Genomic DNA, 22,428 nt, shown 5'->3' with positions numbered 1-22,428 from the left:
GGCCGGGGTTCACCGGAGGTTCGGCCGCACCGGGGCCGAGCCCCTCACAGGCTCCGGGCGACCTCGGTGGCCCAGTAGGTCAAGATGAGGTCCGCGCCCGCCCGCTTGATGGAGACCAGCGACTCGTGGATCGCCCGGTCGCGGTCGATCCAGCCCCGGGCCGCGGCGGCCTCGATCATCGCGTACTCGCCGCTCACCTGGTAGGCGGCGACCGGAACGTCCACGAGGTCCCTCACCTGGCGGACGACGTCGAGGTAGGCGCCGGCGGGCTTGACCATGACGAGGTCCGCGCCCTCCTCCAGGTCCAGGCGGATCTCGCGCAGCGACTCCCGGGCGTTGGCCGGGTCCTGCTGGTAGGCGGCGCGGTCGCCGAACTGCGGGGCGCACTCGGCGGCGTCGCGGAACGGGCCGTAGAACGCCGAGGCGTACTTCGCCGAGTAGGCCATGATCGGGACGTCCTGGTACCCGGCCCCGTCCAGCGCGGCGCGGATCGCCCGCACCTGGCCGTCCATCATGCCGCTGGGCGCCACGACCTGCGATCCGGCCTCGGCCTGCGCCACCGCGATCGAGGCGTACCGCTCCAGCGTCGAGTCGTTGTCGACCTCGCCCGACGGCGTGAGCAGCCCGCAGTGGCCGTGCGAGGTGTACTCGTCCAGGCACAGGTCCGTCATCAGGACGGTCGCGTCGCCCAGGTCGGACGACAGGTCGCGCAGCGCCCGCTGCATGATCCCGTTCGGGTCGTCGGCCGCCGAGCCCCGCTCGTCCTTGGCCGCGGGGACGCCGAAGAGCACCAGCCCGCCGACACCCGCCTCGACCGCCTCGTGGGCGGCCTTGCGCAGACTGTCGAGGGTGTGCTGGCGGACGCCCGGCATCGAGGAGATCTCGGCCGGCTCGTCGATGCCCTCCTTGACGAACATGGGCAGGATGAGCTCGGCCGGATTCAGCCGGGTCTCGGCCACCAGCCGGCGCAACGCGGCCGACCGGCGCAGCCTGCGCGGACGCTCGATCATCACGTGAACCTCTTCTTCCGTGCCCCCCGCCGCATCTGACTGGGCTTGCGCAGCGGCTCGCCCGCCTCGATCTGGGCGGCTCTCCGCTTTGCACCGTACTCGGCCAATGCGACCGCCAGGTCCAGAATGGAAGGCTTCTCGGCCATCACATCGACGCGCAGGCCGTACTCCTCGGCCGTCTTGGCCGTCTGCGGCCCGATCACCGCGATGACCGTCACGTTGTGCGGCTTGCCGGCGATACCGATGAGGTTCTTCACCGTGGAGGAACTGGTGAACAGCACCGCGTCGAAGCCGCCGCCCTTGATCGCCTCGCGGATCGGCTGCGGCGGCGGAGCCGCCCGGACCGTCCGGTAGGCGGTGACGTCGTCGCACTCCCAGCCCAGCTCGGTCAGGCCGGAGATCAGCCGGTCGGTGGCGATGTCGGCCCGCGGCAGCAGCACCCGGTTGATCGGGTCGAGGTCCTCGTCGTAGGGCGGCCAGATCTCCACCAGCCCCTCGCCGGACTGGTTGACCGGCGGCATGAGGTCGGGCTGGACCCCGAACTCCACCAGCGAGGCGGCGGTCTGGTCGCCCACCGCGGCGACCTTCAGGCCGGCGAAGGCACGGGCGTCCAGGCCGTACTCGGCGAACTTCTCCCGCACCGCCTTCACCGCGTTGACCGAGGTGAAGACCACCCACTCGTAGCGGCCGGTGACCAGGCCCTTGATCGCGCGGTCCATCTGCTGCGGAGTGCGCGGCGGCTCGACCGAGATGGTGGGGACCTCCTCGGGCACCGCTCCGTAGGCGCGCAGCTGCTCCGACAGGTCGGCGGCCTGCTCCTTGGTCCGCGGCACCAGGACGCGCCAGCCGAACAGCGCCTTGGTCTCGAACCAGGACAGCTTCTCACGCCAGTTCACCACGTCGCCGACCACGATCAGCGCCGGGGTGTCCATGCCCTTGGTCTCGGCGTACAGCCGGTTGAGGGTGGTCACCACCGTCTCCTGCTCGGTGGTGCTGCCCAGGCTGGTGTAGGCGGCCGGGGTGGAGTCCTTGCGGCCCACCGAGATCAGCCGCTTGGCCACCTCGCTCACATGGCCCTCGGCGCCCAGGATGACCAGGGTGGCGTCGCCCGCCGCGACGGACTCCCAGTCCACCGAGCCGTCGGACACGTCGATCACCCGCACCTCGCGGATCCTGTCGTCGCGCAGCGGGATGCCTGCGTACTGCGGCACCGCCGTCACCGCGGACACCCCGGGGACCACCTCGAAGGGGATGTTCTCCTCGGCGCACGCGGCCGCCTCCCGCGCCGCCTTCCCGCCCAGCCCCGAGTCCCCGGAGATCAGCCGCACCACCTCGCCGTCGCGGGCCGCCGACAGCACCAGCTTGACCGAGTCGCGCTCGTCCGCGTCGATGATCTCGGCTTCGGGAGCGCAGTGCCTGAGCACCTCCTCAGGGCAGCTCGAACGGTTCACCACGACCGTGTCCGCGCGGCCCAGCGCCTCGGCTCCACGCAGTGTCAGCAGACCGGGATCCCCCGGTCCGAGTCCTACGAAAGTGACGGTCATGGTGCCTCCATCAGCTTGTCGGCCCCCTGGTCGAAGAGCCGGGCCGCGAGCTCGCGGCCCAGTTCCACGGCCCGTTCGGGGTGGCCGCTAGCGGAGAGCCTGATCTGGCGGGCGCCGTCCAGGGAGACGACGGCGGCGGTCAGGCTCAGTACTTCGTTCTCCACCCGCGCGAACGCACCCACCGGCGCGGAACAGCCCGCCTCGAGCACCGACAGGACGGTGCGCTCGGCGGTGACGGCCGCCCGGGTGGCCGGGTCGTCCAGCACATGGAGGAGTTCGATCAGTTCGGCGTCGTCGGAGCGGCACTCCACCGCCAGCGCGCCCTGGCCCGGGGCGGGCAGCATCAGCTCGGGCTCGAAGAGCTCGCCGATCCCCTCGGTGCGGCCGATCCTGGTCAGGCCGGCGTTGGCCAGCACCACCGCGTCCAGCTCGCCGTCGGTGACCTTGGCCAGCCGGGTGTCGGCATTGCCGCGGATCGGCACCACCTCCAGATCGGGGCGCAGCGCCCTGAGCTGGGCGACCCGGCGCGGAGAGCCGGTGCCGACCTTCGCCCCCGCGGGCAGGTCGGCCAGCTTGCCGGGCCCGCACAGCGCGTCCCTGTGGTCGTGGCGCGGCGGCAGCGCGACCAGCTCGATGCCCTCGGCGGGCACCGTCGGCAGGTCCTTCAGCGAGTGCACGGCGAAGTCCACCTCGCCGGAGAGGACCTTCTCACGCAGCCGGTTGACGAAGACCCCGGTGCCGCCGATCTGGGCGAGCAGCGCCTTGGAGACGTCGCCCTCGGTGGTGATCCCCACCAGCTCCACGGAGCGCCCCGTGGCCCGGGTCAGCGCGTCGGCGACCATCCCCGACTGGGTCATCGCCAGCAGGCTCTTGCGGGTGCCCAGCTTCAGGGTCTTCACGCCTTGCTCCGTTCCTGCCGCTCCGGCTCCGCCGGGGCGGGCAGGTCGGCGCGGGTCACGGCCTGCGGGGCCGTGGGGTCGAGGTCGAAGAGCTCGCGCAGCGCGTCGGCGTAGGCGTCGCCGCCGGGGGCGGCGGCCAGTTCCTTCACCCGGACGGTGGGGGCGTGCAGCAGCTTGTCGGCCACCCGCCGGACGGTCATCGCGAGTTCGTGTTCGGTCTTGGGGTCGAGGCCGGGGAGCTTGGCGCGCAGCCGCGCCAGTTCCAGCTCCACCACCTCGGCGGCCCGGGCGCGCAGGGCGACCACGGTCGGCGCCACGGCGGCGGCGCGTGCGGCGGACAGGAAGGCCGCCACCTCGTCCGCGACGATCTGCCGGACCTCCTCCACGGCCTCGGGGCCGATGGCCCGCGCGGACTCCTCGGCGGTGCGCAGGTCGTCGAGGCCGGCCAGGCCGGTGCCCTCGACGTCCCGGACTCCCGGGTCGACGTCGTGCGGCAGGGCGAGGTCGAGGATGAAGCGGAGCCCCGGGACGAGCTGCTCCTTGCTGATCATCAGCCCGGCGCCGGTGCAGGAGACGATCAGGTCGGCGGAGCCGAGCTCCTGCTCGAGGTCCTCCAGCGGCAGCGCGCGGGCCGGCACGCCGACGGTCCTCGCCGACTCGGCCAGCCGTTCGGCCTTGGCGTAGGTGCGGTTGGCGACCGCGATCTCGGCGACGCCGGCACGGGCCAGGGTGGCCACGGCCAGGCCGCTCATCGCGCCGGCGCCGATCACCAGGGCCCTGCGCTGGGACAGGTCGCCCAGGTGGCCCTCGGCGACCTGGAGGCCGACGCTGACCAGGGAGGCCCCCGCCTGGTCGATGCCGGTGTCGGAGTGCGCCCGCTTGCCGACGCGCAGCGCCCGCTGGACCACCTCGTGCAGGGTGCGCCCGATGGTGCCCTCGGTCTGCGCCAGCCGGAAGGCGGCGCGGATCTGGCCGAGGATCTGGCCCTCTCCGACGACCATCGACTCCAGGCCGCAGGCCACGGTGAAGGCGTGCTGGACCGCCCTGTCCTCGTAGTGCACGTACAGGTGCCGGGACAACTCCTCCAGCGGCACGCCCGAGTGCCTGGCGAGCAGTTCGGAGATGAGCTGGACCCCGCCGTGGAACTTGTCCACCGAGGCGTACACCTCGACCCGGTTGCAGGTCGAGACGATCATCACCTCGCTGACCGCCTCATGCACCTCGTGCAGAAGTTTGACCAGGTCGTCCCCTGTGATCGACGTCTGCTCCAGCAGCGTGACGGGGGCTGACCGGTGGCTCAGACCGACGACTAGCAGACTCATGGATGTACCTCGATGTACTCCTCATGGGGTCCGCCGGCCTTACGCTGCTCGTGGAACGCGAGAATCTGCAGTTCTATCGACAGGTCGACCTTGCGGACGTCGACGCCCTCGGGGACGTTGAGGACGACGGGGGCGAAATTGAGCACGCTGGTGACCCCGGCGGCGACCACCCGGTCGCACACCGTCTGGGCCGCCGCCGCGGGGGTGGCGATGACGGCGATGGACACGCCCTGGTCCTTGATGATGGTCTCCAGCTTGTCTGTGTGCTCCACGGCGAGTCCGGCTATGCGCTGGCCGACGATGGAGGCGTCGGCGTCGAGCAGCCCGGCCACCCGGAATCCCCTGGACGCGAACCCGCCGTAACCGGCGAGGGCGCGGCCAAGGTTACCCACCCCGATGATGGCCACCACCCAGTCCTGGGTGAGACCGAGTTCACGTGAGATCTGGTACACGAGGTACTCAACCTCGTACCCGACTCCGCGCGTGCCATACGAGCCGAGGTGGGAGAGGTCTTTACGCAGTTTGGCGGAGTTGACCCCGGCCGCCGCCGCGAGCTCCTCGGAGGAGACCGTCTCGACTCCTCGCTCCTTCAGGCCCTGCAGGGCCCGCAGGTAGACGGGGAGCCGCGCCACCGTGGCCTCCGGAATCCCCTTGGCGGAATCCTTGAAGGCCTTCGCGTTCGTCTGCCGGGGGTTCATCGCGGGTGGCGTGGCCTCTCTACACGGCCTCCCACCGGGAGAGGCGTATTTCCTTCAGGTTAACCCCATTGTGAACGAACGCACAAAGTCACCGAACGGCGTTCTATAAAATTTTCCCAGCTAACAGGCGTATTTTCCGTCGCGCTGTGACAGAACAGACACGTCGGCTCGCCCGTCTGCATGATCATCTGTCCGCCAGCGCCCGGCGCAGCCGCTGCTCGTCCACCCGCCAGAAGTCGATCTGCTTGCCGTCGACCAGGGTCACCGGAATGTGATCGTGGTACTCGCGCAGCAGCCCCTCGTCCAGGGTGATGTCCTTCTCCTCCCACGGCTCGCCGGTGTCCGCCGCGACCCGCTCGATGACCGCGCGGGCGTCGTCGCACAGATGGCAGCCGGGACGGGTCAGCAGCGTGATCATCGCAGCACCGGGAGGCTGCCGCCGGTCAGCTTCAGGTCGATCACGTTCGTGGCCAGCACGTGGGTGCGGCTCTCGGCCTGGAACCGGTGCACGTACGGCCGGACCTGGTGCTCGTCGAACGCCTCGCGGTCGCGGAAGAGCTGGTAGGAGATGCGCTGGGTCGGCGCGCCCTCCACCGCGTGGCAGGTGAAGATCAGGATGCCCGGCTCGGCCTGGACGGCCTGGCCGATGAGCTGGTTGACCTGCCGGTCGAAGGCCTGCTCCCGGCCGTCCAGCAGGGTGTAGACCACGATCTGGCCGTAGGGGCCCATGATCCGGGACGGCTGCGGCGGGGGCGGAGGCGAGGCGAACCAGTCGTCGCCGACCACCGGGCCGGTCGAGTGGAGCGTCGGGGGACCCTGCTGCGGCATCGCCGGCTGCGGCGGCTGAGGCGGCAGCGGCCGGGCTCCGGTGGTGTGCCGCGGCGGCAGCGGAGGCTGCGGGGGCTGAGGCGGCTCGGGCCGCATCATGCCGTGGGTGTCGGGACGGGCACGGTGGGAACGCGGCGGCTCGTACGCCATCTCGTCCTCAGCCTCCTTCTCCTCGGAGTCTCGGCGTTCTCTGCGGGATTCGCGGTCATCCCTGGACCTGCGGCCCTCGGTGACCTCGTCGTCCTCGCCGTCCGGTGCGGCGGCGGTGCGGTAGGCGGCGAACCAGACCAGGCCCGCGGCCGAGGCCAGGCCGACGATCTTCAGTAGGCCGGGCAGATACCCGACCGCGACCAGGTTGACCAGGCCCGCGCCCACCGCGACGGCGGACGGGACCATCAGTTCGTAGGCGTCCTTGTCCCGCTTCTGCGAGCGGACCACGGTGGTCACCGCGGCGGAGGCCAGCGCGACGATCACCATCACCACCGCGCCGGTCAGCAGCCAGCCGGGGAGCAGCCCGTAGACGTCGCCCGGATCGGGCACCGACTTGCCCAGCTGCGTCTTGTTCGCGAACGGGTCGAGCACGAGGATGACCACCGCGACCAGCGAATAGGAGATCGCGATCAGCCGGGCGGCGAACCGGGCCTGCAGCGCCTTGACGCACAGCTCGATCGCGCCGACCGCGATGCAGATCGGGGCCAGCAGGGCCCCGGTGATCGCCATGGTCCGGAATGTGAAACCGCCGAAGCCGGCGAAGCACCCGATCGAGATGGCGGCCAGTGCCAGCCCCTCGAGACCGGCGGCCGCGGCCCAGGCCCACAGGTGGACCCGCTTGTCCTTCAGGGCGCTCTGAACCAGCAACCCGGCGCCCACAAGGGCTGCCAGGGTCGCCACCAGAGCCAGCATTCCTTCGACCATCGCGCCCCCATGGTGCCCGATGAATCCGGCTGAGGCGTACCGGGAGGCCAACTTCTCACGTATTTCCCTTCAGGAGGCATCACCGCGCCTGTTCTCCGGCATCCGGAGAACAGGCCGAAGGGAGGGGTCCGCAGCCGAGATCGTTGTGCGGGCCCTGGGTGTCGGGTAGATCTGTACTCAGGGGAAACAGGCTCACCGACAGCGGTTCCGGGCCCAGTGAAGAAAAGACGTGAGTATGCGGCACTTCTGGCAACGGCAGGCGACCGATCCGGTCAACGCGGGCAAGGTGGCCGCCGAAGCGGCGGAGACGGTGTCGTGGCCCGCGCCCGACCCCACGGCCGCCGCGTTCTTCGACGTCGACAACACGATGATCCGCGGCGCGTCGATCTACCACTTCGCGCGGGGGCTGGCCAAGCGCAAGCTGTTCACCACCCGCGACCTGGCGATGTTCGCCTGGGGCCAGGCCGCCTTCCGGCTGCGCGGCGCCGAGAACGCCGACCACATCGGCAGCGCCAAGGAAGCGGCCCTGTCCTTCGTCGCGGGCATGGCGGTCGACGACCTCGTCCACCTCTGCGAGGAGATCTACGACGACGTCATGGCCGACCGGATCTGGCAGGGCACCCGCACCCTCGCCCTGGCCCACCTGGACGCGGGGCAGCAGGTCTGGCTGGTCACCGCCACCCCCGTCGAGATCGCCAGGGTCATCGCCAACCGGCTGGGCCTCACCGGGGCGCTGGGCACCGTCGCCGAGACCGTCGACGGGCACTACACCGGCCGGCTCGTCGGCAGCCTGCTGCACGGACCCGCCAAGGCCGAGGCGGTCCGCGCGCTCGCTCTCAAGGAGGGGCTGGAGCTGGCCAACTGCTCGGCCTACAGCGACTCCCACAACGACCTGCCGATGCTCACCGCCGTCGGGCACCCGCACGCGGTCAACCCCGACGGCGAGCTGCGCGACCGCGCCAGGGCCAGCGACTGGCCGGTCCACGACTTCCGCACCGGGCGCAAGGTCACGCTGATCGCGCTGCCCGCGGCGGCCGGCGCCGGAGCCCTGGCGGGCGGGGTGGCGGCGGGCATAGCGCTGCGCCGCCACTACCGCGGCACCGCCTGACCGGCTCGGACGCGCCCGGCCCGGCGCTCAGAGGAAGGCCGGGCCCCGGCGCAGCAGGAGGTCGTACAGCTGGTGCTGGATCGTCTCGCGGATCTGGTCTGTGAGATCGAACACCACCATCGGGTCGTCGGCCTGCTCCGCCCCGTAGTCCTCCAGCAGGATCGGCTCGCCGAACCTGATCATCCACTTGGACGGCAGCGGGACCAGCCCCAGCGGACCCAGCAGCGGCCAGGTGGGGGTGATGGGAAAGTACGGCAGGCCCAGCAGCCGGGCCAGCGGCCGCAGGTCGGCGACCTTGGGGTAGATCTCCTCGGCGCCCACGATCGAGCAGGGGATGATCGGCACCCCGGCGCGCAGCGCGGTCGCGACGAACCCGCCCCGGCCGAACCGCTGCAGCCGGTAGCGCTCGCTGTAGGGCTTGCCCACGCCCTTGAAGCCCTCGGGGAAGACCCCGACCAGCTCGCCCTGTCCCAGCAGCCTCTCGGCGTCCTGGGGGCAGGCCAGGGTGTGCCCGGACTTGCGCGCCAGATGGGCCAGGAACGGCACCTGGTAGACCAGGTCGGCGCCCAGCAGCCGCAGGTTCCTCTCGACCGTGTCGTGCAGGCCGACCTGGAGCATGACGGCGTCCAGCGGGACGGTCCCCGAATGGTTGGCCACCAGCAGGGCGCCGCCGTGCTCGGGGACGTTCTCCAGGCCGTGCAGCTCCACCCGGAACCAGTGCTCGTACAGCAGCCGGGCCAGCGGCAGCAGCACCGAGGCGTTGAGATCGGGGTCGAACCCGAACTCGTCCACCTCGTACTCGCCGGAGATCCGCCGCCGCAGGAAGGCGAGCCCGGAGGCCGCGGCCTTCTCCAGCGGGTGCCGTTCCGGCTCGGGAGGCCGGTTGACGTTCAACGGGATGACCTGGGCGAGGGCGGGACCCGGCGGGCCGTCCTCGCCGTGCGCGTTCATCACCTGACACCGCCCCCTCGTTCCGGAGCCCCAGGAAGGGACCCGGTCACCAGATCGAACAGTTCCAACGGAAGGGAGTTGCCCATTCCGTGGGCCTGCAGGAACTCGCTGAAGGCGGCCTCGGAGCCGTACTTCGGCCGCCAGGACAACTCCTCGACCAGCCTCGCGGTGTCGATGACCCGGCCGTAGGTGAGCCAGCGTTTCAGCTCGTCGGAGAAGCCGGGAAGCCCGCCCAGCCGTTTGCCGGTGTCGCCGACCAGCCCGAAGGCCGGTCCGGGCAGCGGCAACTGCTGCCGCCCCGCCCTGCGCAGGCACTGGGACAGCAGCAGCACGCCGTCGCCGGCCACGTTGAAGACACCCGGATGGTCCTCCACGGTCATCCGGCGCAGCACCTCGACGCCGTCGTCCTCGTGCAGGAACTGCAGCCGCGGGTCGAACCCCAGCACCGTCGGCACCACCGGCATCCGGAAGTACCGGGTGAGCGGGGAGTCGACGCCGGCGCCGAGGAAGTTGGCGAACCGCAGGACCGAGACCGTCAGGTCCGACCTGCGGCGCTGCAGCCCCCGGACGTACCCCTCGACTTCGAGGGCGTCCTTGGCGTAACCCGAGGAGGGAGGAACAGCCGCGTGGGCGTCCTCGGTGAAGACCGCGGGGTCTTTCGGCGAGGAGCCGTAGACCGCCGCGGACGAGCGCACGACCAGCTTGCGCAGGTAAGGAGACCGCTGACAGGCGCCGAGCAGCTGCATCGTCCCGATGACGTTGATCTCCTTCGTCGCGGACCGCTGCCCGGACGGTGAGGTCACCAGGTTCAGGTGCACGACCGTGTCGACCCGGGCCGAGGAGATCACCTTGGCGATGCTCGGCGTCCGGATGTCCACCCGGACGAACTCCGTGCGGCCGAGCGGCCCGGCCGGCGGGACGGTGTCCACGCCGATGACCCGCTCGATGCCGGGGTCGGCCTGCAGAGTGCTCGCGACCCGCGCGCCCAGGAACCGGGACACACCGGTGACCAGCACCACGCGGGCCGTTCCCGGCGCACGCGAGGAGCCGCCCCCTCCGGAGCCCTCCGGGCGCTCTCCGTGCACCGGGGACTCCCGGGGGTTCTCCGGGTCTGAGGCACGCATGGAGGCCACTCTGCGGCCCACCCCTTACGGCTGGTCGAGCGGCGTGTTCACTTCTTGTTGCGACGCTGGACGCGGGTCTTCTTCAGCAGCTTGCGGTGCTTCTTCTTCGCCATCCGCTTACGACGCTTCTTGATAACGGAGCCCACGAAACCTCACTCATACGATCCCCGGCCATCGCCGAGATGACCGTCATGGGGCGTGCAGGAAAACGGGCTACAGCGCAGCCCAACGGCTAACATTACCGCCGCTCGCACGTTGAGGAGAACCGGCGGCCTCTCGGCCGCCGGTGTCGTCTCGTCCGCTCCGTGTCCGGACAGGCTTCGACGACCCGCGACTAACCGGCCTCGATGTAGGCCTCTCGCAGGTAGTCATGCACAGCTTGTTCCGGTACCCGGAAGGAGCGCCCGACCCTGATGGCCGGAAGCTCCCCCGAGTGAACGAGTCGGTAGACGGTCATCTTGGACACCCTCATCACCGATGCCACTTCAGCGACGGTCAGGAACCTCACCTCGCTGAGAGGCCGCTCGCCTGAAGCCATGGGCCGCCCTTTTCCACACATGCCGCGCCACCTGCCCTTTGGGTGACTCCGATCACGCACGTGTACTTCATCCAGCGTAAATCGCGTATCCCAAGTCGCAAGAGGGTTCTTTACGCCAACAGGCCCGCGTGACCCAGGAGATAGGTCGTCATCGGGATGTAGTGGGCAGGGAGCACGTTGTCGTCCAGCGGCACACAGACCTCGATTTTCCCTACGACATGCCCGGCGAACAGGGCGGGATCGTTGCAGTCGGCGAATCCCACCGTCGAAACGCCCGCCTCTCCCGCCGCCCCGGCCCACCCGTGATCGGCGATGACCAGGTCCGGCCAATACCGGGATTCGTCTGCGAGGTTTGCCAGCATGCGTTCCATGGGAGCGGCGTGGTGCGTGTGGTGGAAGGAACCGCCGAACTCCAGCGCGGCGACCCCGTCGGTGTAGCGGATGGTGCGCTGCTCGGGCCCGTCCCACGGCTCGTCCGACAGGTAGGACCAGCCCTCCGCGGGCGTCAGGATCGCGCAGCCGGCCTCGCGCAGCGCCTGGGCGATCGGGCGGTACACCGGATTCAGCAGAGCTCCGGGGTGGCCGGTGGCCAGCATCACGGTCTCCCGCTCCCTGGCCGCCCTTCCGATGCGCTCGCCCATGGCCTCGAGCGTGTCCAGGGTGCGATCGGGGTCGATGGTGTCCTCGCCGAAGAGGTGACCCGGGTCCGGACTGGTCCCGGCGAGGCGGGCCATCGCCTCGATGGTCCGCTCGTAGGTCCACTCGCCCAGATCGAGCCCGAACTGGTAGTACGGCTCCCCCGCCGCCATCCTGCGGAAGTTGCGCAGGTTGTTGTGCCGTGGCGTCGCCACGTCACCGGCGATGAAGGTGCGCAGCAGGTGGTCGCGCAGTTCTAGTCGGGAAGGAGGCCGTGTTCGGGGAACACCGCCCGGCGTGTCGCCAGGATCGCCTGATCGATCGGATTGGCCGGGTCGTAGCCCTCGCCCCACGTCTGCACCTCCACCTGGAAACCGTCGGTCATCACCTTGGGGGCGATCTCGCCCGTCCGGATCTGGGCGAACTCCCGCCAGCCCTCGGGGCAGGCGGTCCGCGGGTCGACCGGATGCCCGCTCGCCTCGGCCAGCAGGTGCGTCCACGCCCTCGGGACCACCTGAACCAGTTCGTAGCCGCCGCCTCCGGTGAGCACCCACTTGCCTCCGGTCACCTCGTGGGCGAGCCCGTGCAGCCGCTGGTAGATCGTGCGCTGGCCGTCCACGGTGAGGGACAGATGGGCGAGCGGGTCCGACAGGTGGGTGTCGCAGCCTTGCTGGGTGACCAGGACCTGCGGCCGGAAGGCGCGCAGCAGCGGCGGCACCACCGCGTCGAACGCGCGCAGCCAGGCCCGGTCACCGGTGCCCGGAGGCAGTGCCACGTTGACGGCGGTGCCCTCCGCGCCGGTCTCCTGGGGGAAACCCGTTCCGGGGAAGAGGGTGCGGGGCGACTCGTGCAGGCTGATCGTCATGACGCGGGGATCGTCGTAGAAGGCCTTCTGGACGCCGTCGCCGTGGTGGACGTCCACGTCCACGTACGCCACCCGCTGCGCGCCGTGCTCCAGCAGCCAGGCGATGGCGACGGAGACGTCGTTGTAGATGCAGAAGCCGGAGGCCGCGTCCGGCATGGCGTGGTGCAGCCCTCCGGAGATGTTGGCGGCGTGTTCCGTCTCGTTCGTCCAGACCGCCCGGGCCGCCGCGACGCTCGCCCCGACGATCAGCGAGGCCGCCTCGTGCATCCCCTCGAACAGCGGGTTGTCGGTGGTTCCGAGGCCGAAGACGTAGTGGGGCTTCAGCTCCCTGCCGGACCTCTTGACCGCCTCGATGTACTCGCGCCCGTGCACCAGCGAGAGCAGCCCGTCTCCGGCGGACTCGAAGCCGCGCAGTTCGACGTGGTCGAGCACCCCGAGGTGACGGCTCAGCTCCATGGTGAGCTCGACCCGGACGGGGTTGAGCGGGTGGACGGACCCGAAGTCGTAGGAGAGAAGTTTGTCGTCCCAGAAGACCTGAAGCGCCCCAGTCATACGTCCACTCTCCCCGCCCGCACCGATCCCAGCCCTGGGGATCAAAGGTAGCGCGTTACGCAGAGTTACCTAGAGCGTACCAAAGTTACTCTTTTGTGAAGTGAAACACTGAGTCAAAATGGGTATCCCGTTAACAAAGCAGAAACAGTGATCACCATCACTGAACGATCAGGAGGGGGGTGGCCATGCTCGAGGATGAGGTCACATCTTCGCTCCCGGGGATGACGCCCCGGGTACCGCGTCCGACACCGGTCCTGGAACGTCACCCGAGCGTCCAGAGCAGGATCATGGGCGGTGCCCTGCGGTTCACCGTGCGTCCGCTGCTGCACCGCATGCCGGGCCGGCCCCTGCCGATCCGCGCCGCGCGCGCCGCCATCGACCGGGCCGCCGTCCTGCTCCCGACCGACCGCCGGGTGAGGGTGGAGCGCGTCCGCGACCCGCAGTTGCGCAGCGGGCACGTGGTCAAGGCCGAATGGGTCATCCCCGACGGCGACCACACCGAGGACTCCGCGATCCTGTACCTGCACGGCGGCGGCTACGTCGTCTGCTCCCCGCGGACCCACCGCAGCCTCACCACCAGGCTCGCGGTGGACAACGCGATGCCCGTCCTCGTCCCGCACTACCGGCTGGCGCCCGAGCACCCCTTCCCCGCAGCCCTCGAGGACGCCCTGGAGTCCTACCGCTGGCTGCTGGACCGGGGCTTCACCCGGATCGTGGTGGCCGGTGACTCCGCCGGCGGCCATCTGGCCGCCAGCCTGGCCGCCGAGATCAGCAGGCACGAGCTGGCGCCTCCGGCGGGACTGGTGCTCTACTCCCCCTGGGTCGACCTGTCGTGCGAGCTCTCCCTCGCCGAGGACGCCCTGGTCCGCGACCCCTACATCAGCCCGCACACCGCCCGGCGCGTCGCCCGGCTGGTGACGGGCCGCCACATGGACCCCCGCCTGGCGCTGCTCTCCCTGGAGTGGTCGGAGCTGCCCCCGGTGCTGATCCAGCTCGGCGGCGCGGAGGTGCTGCGCCCCGAGGGCGAGGCCTTCGCCGAGCTGCTCATGGCCGCGGGCGCCCCGGTGGAGCTGCAGGTCTGGCCCGGCCAGATGCACGTCTTCCAGATCCTCAACAAGCTGCTCCCGGACGCCGACGAGGCCATGCGCGAGACCTCGTCGTTCATCAGGGCGGTGGTGTGCGGACACCAGCCCAACCTCACCATCGTCGCGTAGCGACAATCGGATACCTCGCGTAGCGACAATCGGATACACCGCGTAGCGACAATCGGATACCTCGCGTTCGGGATCAGTCGGCTCTGAGGGCCACCACCGGGTCGAGCCTGCCCGCCCGTCTGGCCGGCATCACGCCGAAGAAGACGCCGACCGCGGCCGAGACGGTGAACGCCATCACCGGCGACCACCAGGCGATGACGGCCGGGACGGGTGAGAGCGCCGCGATGGCCAGCGCGGTGCCGACGCCCAGCACGATGCCCAGCGCCCCGCCGGTGGAGGTGAGCAGCACCGCCTCCACCAGGAACTGCGCCAGAACGTCCCGCTGCCGTGCGCCGAGCGCCTTGCGCAGGCCGATCTCCCGGGTGCGCTCCCGCACGCTCACCAGCATGATGTTGGAGACCCCGACCCCGCCGACCAGCAGCGAGATGGCGGCGATCGCGGCCAGCACTCCGGTGAGCGCGCCCAGTACCGTCCCGATGGTCCCCAGCAGCTGGGTCTGGGTGACGGCCGAGTACCGCTCGCCCTGATGGCGTTCCTCCAGCGTCCGCACCAGCCGGTCCTGCAGCGGTTCGACGGAGTCGGCGTCCGCGGCCCGCACCGCCATGTAGTCGACCCGGGTGACGCCCAGCATGCGCTGCGCGGTCGTCAGCGGGATCTGCACCTCGTTGTCGCGGGACTGGCCGAAGGTCTGGCCGACCTCTTCGAAGACCCCGACGACCCGGAACCTGCCTCCGCCGATCGTCACCTGCCTGCCGAGCGGGTCCACCTCTCCGAACAGCTTCTCGGCGGCCTGGGAGCCGAGCACGACGACCCTGCGCCGGGTCTCCACGTCGATCTCCGACAGGTGGCGTCCCTTGTCCAGCGGCCTGACGTAGACGTTCGGGACGTTCTCGTCGGCGCCCAGCATCGAGGCGAACACCTCGCGGGAGCCGGCGCGCACCACCTCGCTGGAGCTGAGCCCGGCGGTCACCGCGTCCTCGCCCGCTATCCGGCGCAGCGCCTCGACGTCCTCCAGGTCGAGCCTGCTGACGGTGGGGCCGCCGGAGTCGAGGCCGAACTCGCCGGGGACCACGAAGATGATGTTGGAGCCGAGGCCCTCGATCTCCCCTTCGACCATGTCCCGGGCGCCGCCGCCGATCGCGACCAGCACCACGACCGCCCACACGCCGATGATGACGCCGAGCATGGTGAGCAGGCTCCGCACCCGGTTGGCGCGCAGCGCCTCGAACGCCACCCGGAAGAGTTCGGACGTCCTCATGCGGCGGTGTCCCGTTCGATCAGGCCGTCCCGGATGTAGATCTGGCGGCGGGCCCGCGCGGCGACGTCCGGTTCGTGCGTCACCAGGATGACCGCCACGCCCTGCTCGGCGTTGAGCCGCTCCAGCAGGTCCATCACCTCGTCTCCGGTCCTGGTGTCGAGGTTGCCGGTCGGTTCGTCGGCCAGCACCAGCTGCGGCTCGCCGACCAGGGCGCGGGCGATGGCCACCCGCTGCTGCTCGCCACCGGACATCTGGTTGGGCCGGTGGTCGAGCCGGTGCCCCAGCCCGACCCGCTCCAGCGCGGCGATCGCGCGTTCGCGTCTCTCCGGCCGCGGCACGCCCCGGTACATCAGCGGCATTCCGACGTTGTCGACGGCCGTCGTGCGGGCCAGCAGATGGAAGGACTGGAAGACGAAGCCGATGTGCTCGTTGCGCAGTTCGGCGAGTTCGGCGTCGTCGAGCGTCGCGACGTCGCGTCCGCCGACTCTCAGCACTCCCGAGCTGGGCCGGTCGAGCGCGCCGAGGAGGTGCATGAGGGTGGACTTGCCGGATCCGGACGGGCCGAGGATCGCCGCGTACTCGCCCTGCTCGATCGTCAGGCTGACGCCCTTGAGCGCCTGGACCTGGACGCCTTCCATCTCGTAGGTGCGGGTGACGTCCACGGCCTCCAGCGCCGGGACGCTCACCCGAGCTCCTGTCCCTGCCGCACCGAGTCGGCCGCGCCCACGACGATCCGGTCGCCGTCCTTCAGTCCCGTCAGCACCTCGACGGTGGCGTCGCCCTCGGCGCCGAGCGTGACCGTCCGCCGGACGGCCTCGCCGTTCTCCACGACCCACACGGTGCTGTTCTGGCCGCTGCTGACGACGGCGCTGGTCGGCACCGTCAGCACGTTCTCGACCTCGCGCACCTTCAGCCGGACGATCGCGCTCATGCCGGGTTTGGGTTCGGGCGCCTTCGATCCGTCCGGCAGGGTGCCGTCCTCCAGCGTGAGCTGCACCTTGTAGGTGACGCCGCCTCCGGAGTTCTCCGAAGGGGTGACGCCGACGCTGTAGACCTTCGCGTCGTAGTCGGCCTCGGGCAGCGCGTCGAAGTCCGCCTCGGCCTCCCCGTCGCGCTTGACCCTGAGGATGTCCGACTCGTCGATGTCGGCGGTCAGGCGCAGCTCCGACACGTCCGTGACGGTCACGACCGCCGCGCCGGAGGAGATCGGGACGCCGACCGCGATGGACGAGGGGTCGCTGGACGCGCCGGGCAGGCTCAGCCCGCCGGTCAGCCCGGCCAGGGACGAGGGCATCAGGCCGGAGAGCGCCGACGACGAGCCGTTGCCTCCCGCCGGGCCGCCGAGGCTGACCACTCCCGCGAACGGCGCTTTCAGGACCAGCCCGTCCGCGGTGCGTTCGGCGGCCTTCACCGCCGCCCGGGTCTGCACCCTGCTGGACGCGCCGAGGGACGACAGCGCCGAGGTGATACTGCCCAGCCCGGTGTTGAGCCGGGTGACGGCGAGCTGCGCCGCGCCCGCCGCGGTGGCGTAGTCGCCCTCGGCCTTGGCGATCTCGGCGAGGGCCTTGGCCCGGTCCCGGGGGTCGCGGATCTTCTTCGCGGCCTCCCGGGCCTTCTTGAAGCCGCGCCGGGCGATGCGGTCGGACTGGGCGCGGAACGAGCCGAGGCTCAGGCCCGAGGGCATGGAGGTGCCGCGCGCCGCCTGCCGGTCGGCCTCCCTGGCCTGGTCGAGCTGCTCCTCGGCGGCCGGGGAGTCGATCCGGGCGAGCACCTGTCCCTTCTTCACCCGGTCGCCGTCTCTGACCTTGAGCTGGACGATGGTGCCGTCGGCCGGGCTGCGCAGGGTGACGTCCGCCCTGGCCGTCAGGGTCGCGGGGGCTTCGACGACCTCGGTGACCGAGCCTCGGGAGACGGTGCCGAGCCGCGGCCGCTCTCCTTCGTCGCCGCTGGAGCAGCCGCTGAGCAGCACCGCGGTGAGGGCGAAGGAGAGGGCGGGGGGAAGGAATCGAAGCGATGCCACACGGGCATGCTATTTCCCCATAAACCCCAGAAACAGAGTTCTGGCATGAAAGTAAGCCGACCTCAGCCCCCCGCGAGCTCCCTGCCCCGGTCGCGGGCCGCCTCGATCGCCTCCAGGACCGCGGCGCGGACCCCGTGCTTCTCCAGCTCGCGGATGGCGGCGATGGTCGTCCCGCCCGGCGACGTCACCGCCTCGCGCAGCAGCACCGGGTGCTCGCCGGAGTCGCGCAGCATCACCGCCGCGCCGACCGCCGACTGGATCACCAGCTCCAGCGCCGCGGCGCGCGGCATGCCCAGCAGGATGCCCGCGTCGACCATGGCCTCGACCAGGTAGTAGAAGTAGGCCGGGCCCGAGCCCGACAGCGCGGTCGCCGCGTCCTGCAGCGACTCCGGCAGCCGCGTCACCTTGCCGACCGGCCGCAGCAGTTCCTCGGCGAGCGCCAGGTGCGCCTCGCCGGCGTGCGCCCCGGCGGAGATGACGCTCATCGCCTCGTCCACCAGAACCGGCGTGTTCGACATGACTCGGATGACCGGGACGTCGGCCGGCAGCCGCTCGGAGATGAAGGAGGTGGTGATGCCCGCCGCCATCGAGACGACCAGGGTCCCCGACGACACGTGCGGGCCGATCTCGGCCAGCAGCGTCCCCATGTCCTGCGGCTTCACCGCCAGCACCAGCACCGAGGCCTTGGCCGCCGCCTCGGTGTTGGCCACCGACTCCACCCCGTAGCGTTCGCGCAGCACGGCCGCCCGCTCCTCGCGGCGGGCCGTCACCATCAGCTCCGACGGGCGGCGACCGGCCCGCAGGACGCCGGCCAGCAGCGCCTCGCCCATCTTGCCGGTACCGAGAATCGCGATCATCACACACCTGACCTGGTAGTTCGAACGGCTCGAAAGCCTGACGGCCCGAGGCTACGCGACGCGGCGGCTACGAACGCGTCGGGAGCGAGCGCAGGAAGAAGGCGAGGTTAGCCGGGCGTTCGGCGAGCCGCCGCACCAGATAGCCGTACCAGTCCTCACCGTAGGGCACGTAGACCCGCACCCGCGCGCCCGTCTCCGCCAGCCTCAACTGCTCGTCCGGACGGATGCCGTAGAGCATCTGGTACTCGAAGGAGTCCGAGCCGCGGCCGTTGACGAGACGCAGAGCGTCGGCGATCTCGATCAGCCGGGGGTCGTGGGTGGCGACCATCGGGTAGCCGCGCCCCGTCATCAGCACCCGCAGGCACCGCACGTAGGACTTGTCGACCTCCGCCTTGGCGGTGAAGCCCGCCGACGGCGGCGGGTCGTAGGCGCCCTTGCACAGCCGGACCCGCGACCCCTCGTAGGCCAGGCCGGCGCAGTACTCCTCGGCCCGGCGCAGCTGGGCCTGGACGACCGCCCCCACCCACGGATGCTCCTCACGCAGCGCGGACAGGACGCGCAGCGTGGAGTCGACGGTCGTGTGGTCCTCCATGTCGAGGGTGACCGTGGTGCCGGCCCGCGCCGCGGCGGCGCAGACCCGGCGGGCGTTCGCCAGCGCCAGGTCCTCGTCCAGCGCCTGGCCGAGCGCGGTGAGCTTGACCGACACCTCCACGCCCTCGGGCAGTTCCGGCAGGAGCTTCTCGTACGCCCGCACCGTCGCCGCGGCCCCGGCGGGGTCCCGCACGTCCTCGCCGAGCCTGTCCAGGCTGACCAGGAGCCCGTCGTCCAGCAGCCGCGACGCCGTCTCCAGCGCCCTCGCGGCGTCCTCCCCTGCGACGAACCGCCGCACCACCCGGCGGGTCACCGGGGCGGTCACGACGGCCGTGCGCAGGGCCGGACTACGCGAGGCGGCCAGCAGGGTTCGGCGGAGCACCCTTTCACCCTAAGGCCTCCTCAGGGGGTTCGGCGGGGCAACGTCGCCGCGCCGACCAGCAGGGCGAGCAGGGCGGAGACCGCGATGACGGCGAGGTCCGCGGTGAGGCCCGAGCTGAATCCCGGCGAAACGGTCAGTTCCCTCATCGCGTCCACCGCGTACGACAGGGGCATCACATCCGACAGGGCGGACAGCACCGGCTGCATGGAGTCGCGCGGGGCGAAGAGGCCGCACAGCAGCGTCTGCGGCAGGACGAACGCCGGCATGAGCTGGACGGCCTGGAACTCCGTCCGGGCGAACGCGCTGGCGAACAGGCCGAGCGCCACCCCCAGCAGAGCGTCCAGCAGCGCGATCAGGACCAGGGCCCACAGCGGCCCCTCGACGGCCAGCCCGAGGAACGGCAGCGACACCACCAGGATCACCGCGACCTGGACCAGCGCGACCACCGAGAACGCCAGGGCGTAGCCGAGCAGCAGGTCGAGCTTGCCCAGAGGGGTCGTCATCAGCCGTTCCAGGGTGCCCCCGGTGCGCTCGCGCAGGGTGCCCACGCTGGTCACCACGAACATGAACACGAACGGGAAGATGCCCAGCAGCATCGGCCCGATCCGGTCGAAGGTCCGCTGGTCGTCGAAGACGTACCGCAGCAGGACCATCAGCAGCGCGGGGAGGACGACGAGCAGCGCCAGCGTCCCGGGGTCGTGCCGGAGCTGCTCGAGGATCCGCCGGGCCGTCGCACCCGTCACCCTGGCGTTCACACGGCCTCCCGCTCGGTGATGAGGCGCAGGAACGCCTCTTCCAGGTTGTCCGTGCCGGTCTGCGCGCTCAGCTCCTGCGGGGTCTCGTCGGCCAGGATCCGCCCGGCGCGCATGAGGAGCAGCCGCTGGCAGCGGGCCGCCTCGTCCATCACATGGCTGGAGACGATCATCGTGGTGCCGTCCTCGGCCAGCCGGTGGAACAGCGTCCACAGCTCCTGGCGCAGCACCGGGTCGAGCCCGACCGTCGGCTCGTCCAGGACGACCAGCTCGGGCTCGCCGAGCAGCGCCGCCGCCAGGTTCGTCCGGCCCAGCTGTCCTCCCGACAGGGACCCGGCGAGCTGGTCGGCCTGGGCCCCCAGGCCGACCCGGTCGATCGCCCGGTCGACGTCGTCCTTGGACGCGCCGATCACCCTGCCGAAGTAGCGCAGGTTCTCCCGGACCGTCAGGTCCAGGTAGACCGCAGGGCTCTGGGTGGCGTACCCGACCCGGCTCCGCACCTCCCCGGCGCCCGCCGGACGGCCCAGGACCTCGACCGTCCCGCTCTCGACGACCTGCACTCCGACGATCGAGCGCATGAGCGTCGTCTTCCCGCAGCCGCTGGGGCCCAGCAGCCCGACCACACGCCCTCTGGGCACCTGGAAGGTCAGTCCGTGCAGCACCTCCCGCCCGCCTCTGCGCACCTTCAGGTCCTCGACCCGGACGGCATAATTCATCATGCGGTGAATTTAAATCGCCAAGGGTCGACCGTCAAGGATTCAGGGCGGGACAAAGACCTGCCTCTGTAGCCAGTGAACTACCGAGAGTGGGCGAGGCTCAGCCCAGATGGCGCTGGATGTCCGGCGCGAGCAGCTCCACCAGCTCCTCCTCGGTGGCGCGCGCCATCGGCCCGATCTCCAGGACGAAACGCGTCATCACCATGCCGAGCATCTGCGAGGCGGCCATCGCGACCCGGACGGGCGGGATCTCCAGCCTCTCGACCATCCGGTCCAGCAGCGCGGCGGTCACGAACTCCCGGACCATCGCCGCGCCCTGCTCCCCCGCCGCGGCGGAACGGAGGATCGCCAGCACCCGGGAGCGCATCTCCTCGTCCTCCCACAGGCCGAGGACCGTCCGGACCATCCGCTCGCCGATCTCCTCGCGCGGCCCCGCCAGGAGCTGCGGGACCAGCCGCGCCGGGTCGACCGGAAACTCCATCGCCTCGACGAAGAGCGCCTCCTTGCCCGCGAAGAAATGGTGGACCATCGCCGGATCCACCCCCGCCTCCCGGGCCACCGCCCGCAACGAGGTCCCGTCGAAGCCCTTCTCGGCGAACAGCTCCCTGGCCGCCCTCAGGATCAGCGGCCTGGTTCCGGACGGCCCCCTGCGGCGTCCCGGGCGTACGGGCTCGGCGGGGCGTTCCGGCCCCGTGTCCTTCGCCTCGGGCATCGTCAGCTGGTGCGCTGCCGTGAGACCTCACCGGAGGCCGAGACCTCCCAGGTGCCGCTGGCCGCCAGGTGCAGCCGGGCGAAGGCCAGCGCCTCGGCGAGGTCCTCGATGCGCTCGGCCCGCGAGGTGGCCTTGCGGGTGTTGACCTCCAGCACGACATGGCCGCGGAAGCCCTGCAGCGCCAGCCGCTCCAGGATCTCCCCGCACGGCTGGGAGCCCCGGCCGGGCACCAGGTGCTCGTCCTTGTTGGGGATGCCGACGCCGTCCGCCAGGTGCAGGTGCCGCAGCCGCTCGCCGTAGCGGTCGGCCATCGCCAGCGCGTCGCTGCCGGAGACCGCGGTGTGCGAGGTGTCCAGCGTCAGGTACGGGTAGTCGTAGCCGGTCGGGTCCCAGTGCGGGGAGTACATGCCGAGCTCGGTGCCCCGCGCCTTGGCGGGGAACATGTTCTCCACCGCGAAGACCACGTCGGTCTCCTCCTGCATGCGGGCCAGGCCGACCTCGAACTCCCGGGCGTAGTCGCGCTGCCAGCGGAACGGCGGGTGCACCACCACCACCTCGGCGCCCAGCCGCTCGGCGATCTCCTTGGAGCGCATCAGCTTGCCCCACGGGTCGCGGCCCCAGACCATCTGGGTGAACAGCAGGCAGGGTGCGTGGATCGACTTGATCGGCATCTGGTGGTACTCCGAGAGCCGGCGCAGGACGTTGAGGTCCTGGGAGGCGGCGTCCAGGGTGACCATCACCTCCACCCCGTCGTAACCCAGCCAGGACGCCATCTCAAAGGCGCTCGGCACCTTCTCGGGATACACCGAAGCGGTGGACAGCGTGATCGGGGCGTCGGGCACCCTGATCGACTTGGCTACGTCGTTGCGGGACAAGGCTCCTCGCTCTCTCGCCGTTCTGTCGAAAGCCTATGCGTTCCGGGCCGTGACGGGACCG

General features: G+C 70.9%; 24 protein-coding genes. 2 read left to right on the top strand and 22 right to left on the bottom strand.

Annotation, left to right across the window (positions count from 1 at the left end; all coding sequences use genetic code 11):
* Nucleotides 1-44: 44 nt before the first annotated feature.
* The 7 genes from hemB to ABGB12_RS20045 all read right to left on the bottom strand — a co-directional run bounded on the left by hemB (nucleotide 45) and on the right by ABGB12_RS20045 (nucleotide 7,216).
* Entirely contained in the window at nucleotides 45-1,010 is a 966-nt protein-coding gene (gene hemB / locus ABGB12_RS20075) for a porphobilinogen synthase (protein ID WP_347680075.1), read from the bottom strand.
* Nucleotides 1,010-2,554, bottom strand: a complete 1,545-nt coding sequence (locus ABGB12_RS20070) for a uroporphyrinogen-III synthase (protein ID WP_347680073.1) — start codon at nucleotides 2,552-2,554, stop codon at nucleotides 1,010-1,012. Before ABGB12_RS20070 ends, hemB begins: the two co-directional genes overlap by 1 nt.
* A complete protein-coding gene (gene hemC, locus ABGB12_RS20065) occupies nucleotides 2,551-3,453 on the bottom strand; it encodes a hydroxymethylbilane synthase (protein ID WP_347680071.1) in 903 nt (300 codons plus the stop codon). Before hemC ends, ABGB12_RS20070 begins: the two co-directional genes overlap by 4 nt.
* Nucleotides 3,450-4,775 (bottom strand): glutamyl-tRNA reductase, encoded by a 1,326-nt coding sequence (locus ABGB12_RS20060; protein WP_347680069.1) that lies wholly within the window; start codon nucleotides 4,773-4,775, stop codon nucleotides 3,450-3,452. Before ABGB12_RS20060 ends, hemC begins: the two co-directional genes overlap by 4 nt.
* Entirely contained in the window at nucleotides 4,772-5,473 is a 702-nt protein-coding gene (locus ABGB12_RS20055) for a redox-sensing transcriptional repressor Rex (RefSeq protein WP_347680067.1), read from the bottom strand. Before ABGB12_RS20055 ends, ABGB12_RS20060 begins: the two co-directional genes overlap by 4 nt.
* Nucleotides 5,474-5,657: 184 nt before the next feature.
* The gene (locus ABGB12_RS20050) at nucleotides 5,658-5,891 is read right to left on the bottom strand and encodes a glutaredoxin family protein (RefSeq protein WP_347680065.1); all 234 of its coding nucleotides are present in this window, start codon (nucleotides 5,889-5,891) and stop codon (nucleotides 5,658-5,660) included.
* The gene (locus tag ABGB12_RS20045; RefSeq protein WP_347680063.1) at nucleotides 5,888-7,216 is read right to left on the bottom strand and encodes an antibiotic biosynthesis monooxygenase; all 1,329 of its coding nucleotides are present in this window, start codon (nucleotides 7,214-7,216) and stop codon (nucleotides 5,888-5,890) included. Before ABGB12_RS20045 ends, ABGB12_RS20050 begins: the two co-directional genes overlap by 4 nt.
* 235 nt (nucleotides 7,217-7,451) lie before the next feature.
* Between ABGB12_RS20045 and ABGB12_RS20040 the strand changes: the two genes are divergently transcribed.
* Nucleotides 7,452-8,324, top strand: coding sequence for an HAD-IB family hydrolase (locus ABGB12_RS20040; RefSeq protein ID WP_347680660.1), 873 nt, complete (start codon nucleotides 7,452-7,454; stop codon nucleotides 8,322-8,324).
* Nucleotides 8,325-8,351: 27 nt separating this feature from the next.
* Here ABGB12_RS20040 and ABGB12_RS20035 read toward each other — a convergent pair whose 3' ends face one another.
* The 6 genes from ABGB12_RS20035 to ABGB12_RS20010 form a co-directional block, all read right to left on the bottom strand.
* A complete protein-coding gene (locus ABGB12_RS20035) occupies nucleotides 8,352-9,275 on the bottom strand; it encodes a lysophospholipid acyltransferase family protein (RefSeq protein ID WP_347680061.1) in 924 nt (307 codons plus the stop codon).
* The gene (locus ABGB12_RS20030; protein WP_347680059.1) at nucleotides 9,275-10,399 is read right to left on the bottom strand and encodes an NAD-dependent epimerase/dehydratase family protein; all 1,125 of its coding nucleotides are present in this window, start codon (nucleotides 10,397-10,399) and stop codon (nucleotides 9,275-9,277) included. The genes ABGB12_RS20035 and ABGB12_RS20030 overlap by 1 nt, the downstream gene beginning before the upstream one ends.
* A 47-nt stretch (nucleotides 10,400-10,446) precedes the next feature.
* The gene (locus ABGB12_RS20025) at nucleotides 10,447-10,545 is read right to left on the bottom strand and encodes an AURKAIP1/COX24 domain-containing protein (protein WP_012854759.1); all 99 of its coding nucleotides are present in this window, start codon (nucleotides 10,543-10,545) and stop codon (nucleotides 10,447-10,449) included.
* 188 nt (nucleotides 10,546-10,733) lie between these two features.
* Entirely contained in the window at nucleotides 10,734-10,937 is a 204-nt protein-coding gene (locus tag ABGB12_RS20020; protein ID WP_106397174.1) for a helix-turn-helix domain-containing protein, read from the bottom strand.
* 110 nt (nucleotides 10,938-11,047) lie between these two features.
* A complete protein-coding gene (locus ABGB12_RS20015; RefSeq protein WP_347680658.1) occupies nucleotides 11,048-11,815 on the bottom strand; it encodes a phosphatase in 768 nt (255 codons plus the stop codon).
* A 14-nt stretch (nucleotides 11,816-11,829) separates the two neighbouring features.
* Entirely contained in the window at nucleotides 11,830-12,990 is a 1,161-nt protein-coding gene (locus ABGB12_RS20010; protein WP_347680054.1) for an acetoin utilization protein AcuC, read from the bottom strand.
* A gap of 221 nt (nucleotides 12,991-13,211) precedes the next feature.
* On the opposite strand from ABGB12_RS20010, the gene ABGB12_RS20005 reads away from it, so the two are divergent.
* The gene (locus ABGB12_RS20005) at nucleotides 13,212-14,204 is read left to right on the top strand and encodes an alpha/beta hydrolase (protein WP_347680053.1); all 993 of its coding nucleotides are present in this window, start codon (nucleotides 13,212-13,214) and stop codon (nucleotides 14,202-14,204) included.
* Between the two features lie 73 nt (nucleotides 14,205-14,277).
* Here the strand turns inward: ABGB12_RS20005 and ABGB12_RS20000 are convergent, their stop codons facing one another.
* The 9 genes from ABGB12_RS20000 to ABGB12_RS19960 all read right to left on the bottom strand — a co-directional run bounded on the left by ABGB12_RS20000 (nucleotide 14,278) and on the right by ABGB12_RS19960 (nucleotide 22,367).
* Nucleotides 14,278-15,462 (bottom strand): ABC transporter permease, encoded by a 1,185-nt coding sequence (locus ABGB12_RS20000; RefSeq protein ID WP_347680051.1) that lies wholly within the window; start codon nucleotides 15,460-15,462, stop codon nucleotides 14,278-14,280.
* Complete coding sequence (locus tag ABGB12_RS19995) at nucleotides 15,459-16,148, bottom strand: ABC transporter ATP-binding protein (RefSeq protein WP_347680049.1); 690 nt, start codon at nucleotides 16,146-16,148, stop codon at nucleotides 15,459-15,461. The genes ABGB12_RS20000 and ABGB12_RS19995 overlap by 4 nt, the downstream gene beginning before the upstream one ends.
* Complete coding sequence (locus ABGB12_RS19990) at nucleotides 16,145-17,482, bottom strand: biotin/lipoyl-binding protein (protein ID WP_347680047.1); 1,338 nt, start codon at nucleotides 17,480-17,482, stop codon at nucleotides 16,145-16,147. Before ABGB12_RS19990 ends, ABGB12_RS19995 begins: the two co-directional genes overlap by 4 nt.
* A gap of 62 nt (nucleotides 17,483-17,544) precedes the next feature.
* A complete protein-coding gene (gene proC / locus ABGB12_RS19985; RefSeq protein WP_347680045.1) occupies nucleotides 17,545-18,339 on the bottom strand; it encodes a pyrroline-5-carboxylate reductase in 795 nt (264 codons plus the stop codon).
* Between the two features lie 67 nt (nucleotides 18,340-18,406).
* Nucleotides 18,407-19,312, bottom strand: a complete 906-nt coding sequence (locus tag ABGB12_RS19980; RefSeq protein ID WP_347680043.1) for a proline dehydrogenase family protein — start codon at nucleotides 19,310-19,312, stop codon at nucleotides 18,407-18,409.
* Nucleotides 19,313-19,332: 20 nt separating this feature from the next.
* Nucleotides 19,333-20,067: an ABC transporter permease gene (locus ABGB12_RS19975; protein ID WP_347680041.1), complete on the bottom strand. Its 735-nt coding sequence runs from the start codon at nucleotides 20,065-20,067 to the stop codon at nucleotides 19,333-19,335.
* Nucleotides 20,064-20,783 (bottom strand): ABC transporter ATP-binding protein, encoded by a 720-nt coding sequence (locus ABGB12_RS19970; RefSeq protein ID WP_347680039.1) that lies wholly within the window; start codon nucleotides 20,781-20,783, stop codon nucleotides 20,064-20,066. Before ABGB12_RS19970 ends, ABGB12_RS19975 begins: the two co-directional genes overlap by 4 nt.
* A gap of 97 nt (nucleotides 20,784-20,880) precedes the next feature.
* Nucleotides 20,881-21,492 carry a TetR family transcriptional regulator gene (locus ABGB12_RS19965; protein WP_347680037.1) on the bottom strand — a complete coding sequence of 204 codons (612 nt, stop codon included), beginning with the start codon at nucleotides 21,490-21,492 and terminating at the stop codon, nucleotides 20,881-20,883.
* A 2-nt stretch (nucleotides 21,493-21,494) separates the two neighbouring features.
* A complete protein-coding gene (locus ABGB12_RS19960; protein WP_347680035.1) occupies nucleotides 21,495-22,367 on the bottom strand; it encodes a sugar phosphate isomerase/epimerase in 873 nt (290 codons plus the stop codon).
* Nucleotides 22,368-22,428: the final 61 nt, after the last annotated feature.

Source organism: Actinocorallia sp. B10E7 (assembly GCF_039871655.1).
Taxonomy (GTDB): Bacteria; Actinomycetota; Actinomycetes; order Streptosporangiales; family Streptosporangiaceae; genus Actinocorallia.
This window is presented reverse-complemented; position numbering and strand designations above follow the sequence as displayed.

Bases quoted from the DNA above. Each gene is read 5' to 3' on its own strand.
- hemB (WP_347680075.1), bottom strand. From the start codon at position 1,010: ATGATCGAGCGTCCGCGCAGGCTGCGCCGGTCGGCCGCGTTGCGCCGG.
- ABGB12_RS20070 (WP_347680073.1), bottom strand. From the start codon at position 2,554: ATGACCGTCACTTTCGTAGGACTCGGACCGGGGGATCCCGGTCTGCTG.
- ABGB12_RS20060 (WP_347680069.1), bottom strand. From the start codon at position 4,775: ATGAGTCTGCTAGTCGTCGGTCTGAGCCACCGGTCAGCCCCCGTCACG.
- ABGB12_RS20055 (WP_347680067.1), bottom strand. From the start codon at position 5,473: ATGAACCCCCGGCAGACGAACGCGAAGGCCTTCAAGGATTCCGCCAAG.
- ABGB12_RS20050 (WP_347680065.1), bottom strand. From the start codon at position 5,891: ATGATCACGCTGCTGACCCGTCCCGGCTGCCATCTGTGCGACGACGCC.
- ABGB12_RS20045 (WP_347680063.1), bottom strand. From the start codon at position 7,216: ATGGTCGAAGGAATGCTGGCTCTGGTGGCGACCCTGGCAGCCCTTGTG.
- ABGB12_RS20040 (WP_347680660.1), top strand. From the start codon at position 7,452: ATGCGGCACTTCTGGCAACGGCAGGCGACCGATCCGGTCAACGCGGGC.
- ABGB12_RS20035 (WP_347680061.1), bottom strand. From the start codon at position 9,275: ATGAACGCGCACGGCGAGGACGGCCCGCCGGGTCCCGCCCTCGCCCAG.
- ABGB12_RS20030 (WP_347680059.1), bottom strand. From the start codon at position 10,399: ATGCGTGCCTCAGACCCGGAGAACCCCCGGGAGTCCCCGGTGCACGGA.
- ABGB12_RS20020 (WP_106397174.1), bottom strand. From the start codon at position 10,937: ATGGCTTCAGGCGAGCGGCCTCTCAGCGAGGTGAGGTTCCTGACCGTC.
- ABGB12_RS20010 (WP_347680054.1), bottom strand. From the start codon at position 12,990: ATGACTGGGGCGCTTCAGGTCTTCTGGGACGACAAACTTCTCTCCTAC.
- ABGB12_RS20005 (WP_347680053.1), top strand. From the start codon at position 13,212: ATGACGCCCCGGGTACCGCGTCCGACACCGGTCCTGGAACGTCACCCG.
- ABGB12_RS20000 (WP_347680051.1), bottom strand. From the start codon at position 15,462: ATGAGGACGTCCGAACTCTTCCGGGTGGCGTTCGAGGCGCTGCGCGCC.
- proC (WP_347680045.1), bottom strand. From the start codon at position 18,339: ATGATCGCGATTCTCGGTACCGGCAAGATGGGCGAGGCGCTGCTGGCC.
- ABGB12_RS19970 (WP_347680039.1), bottom strand. From the start codon at position 20,783: ATGATGAATTATGCCGTCCGGGTCGAGGACCTGAAGGTGCGCAGAGGC.
- ABGB12_RS19965 (WP_347680037.1), bottom strand. From the start codon at position 21,492: ATGCCCGAGGCGAAGGACACGGGGCCGGAACGCCCCGCCGAGCCCGTA.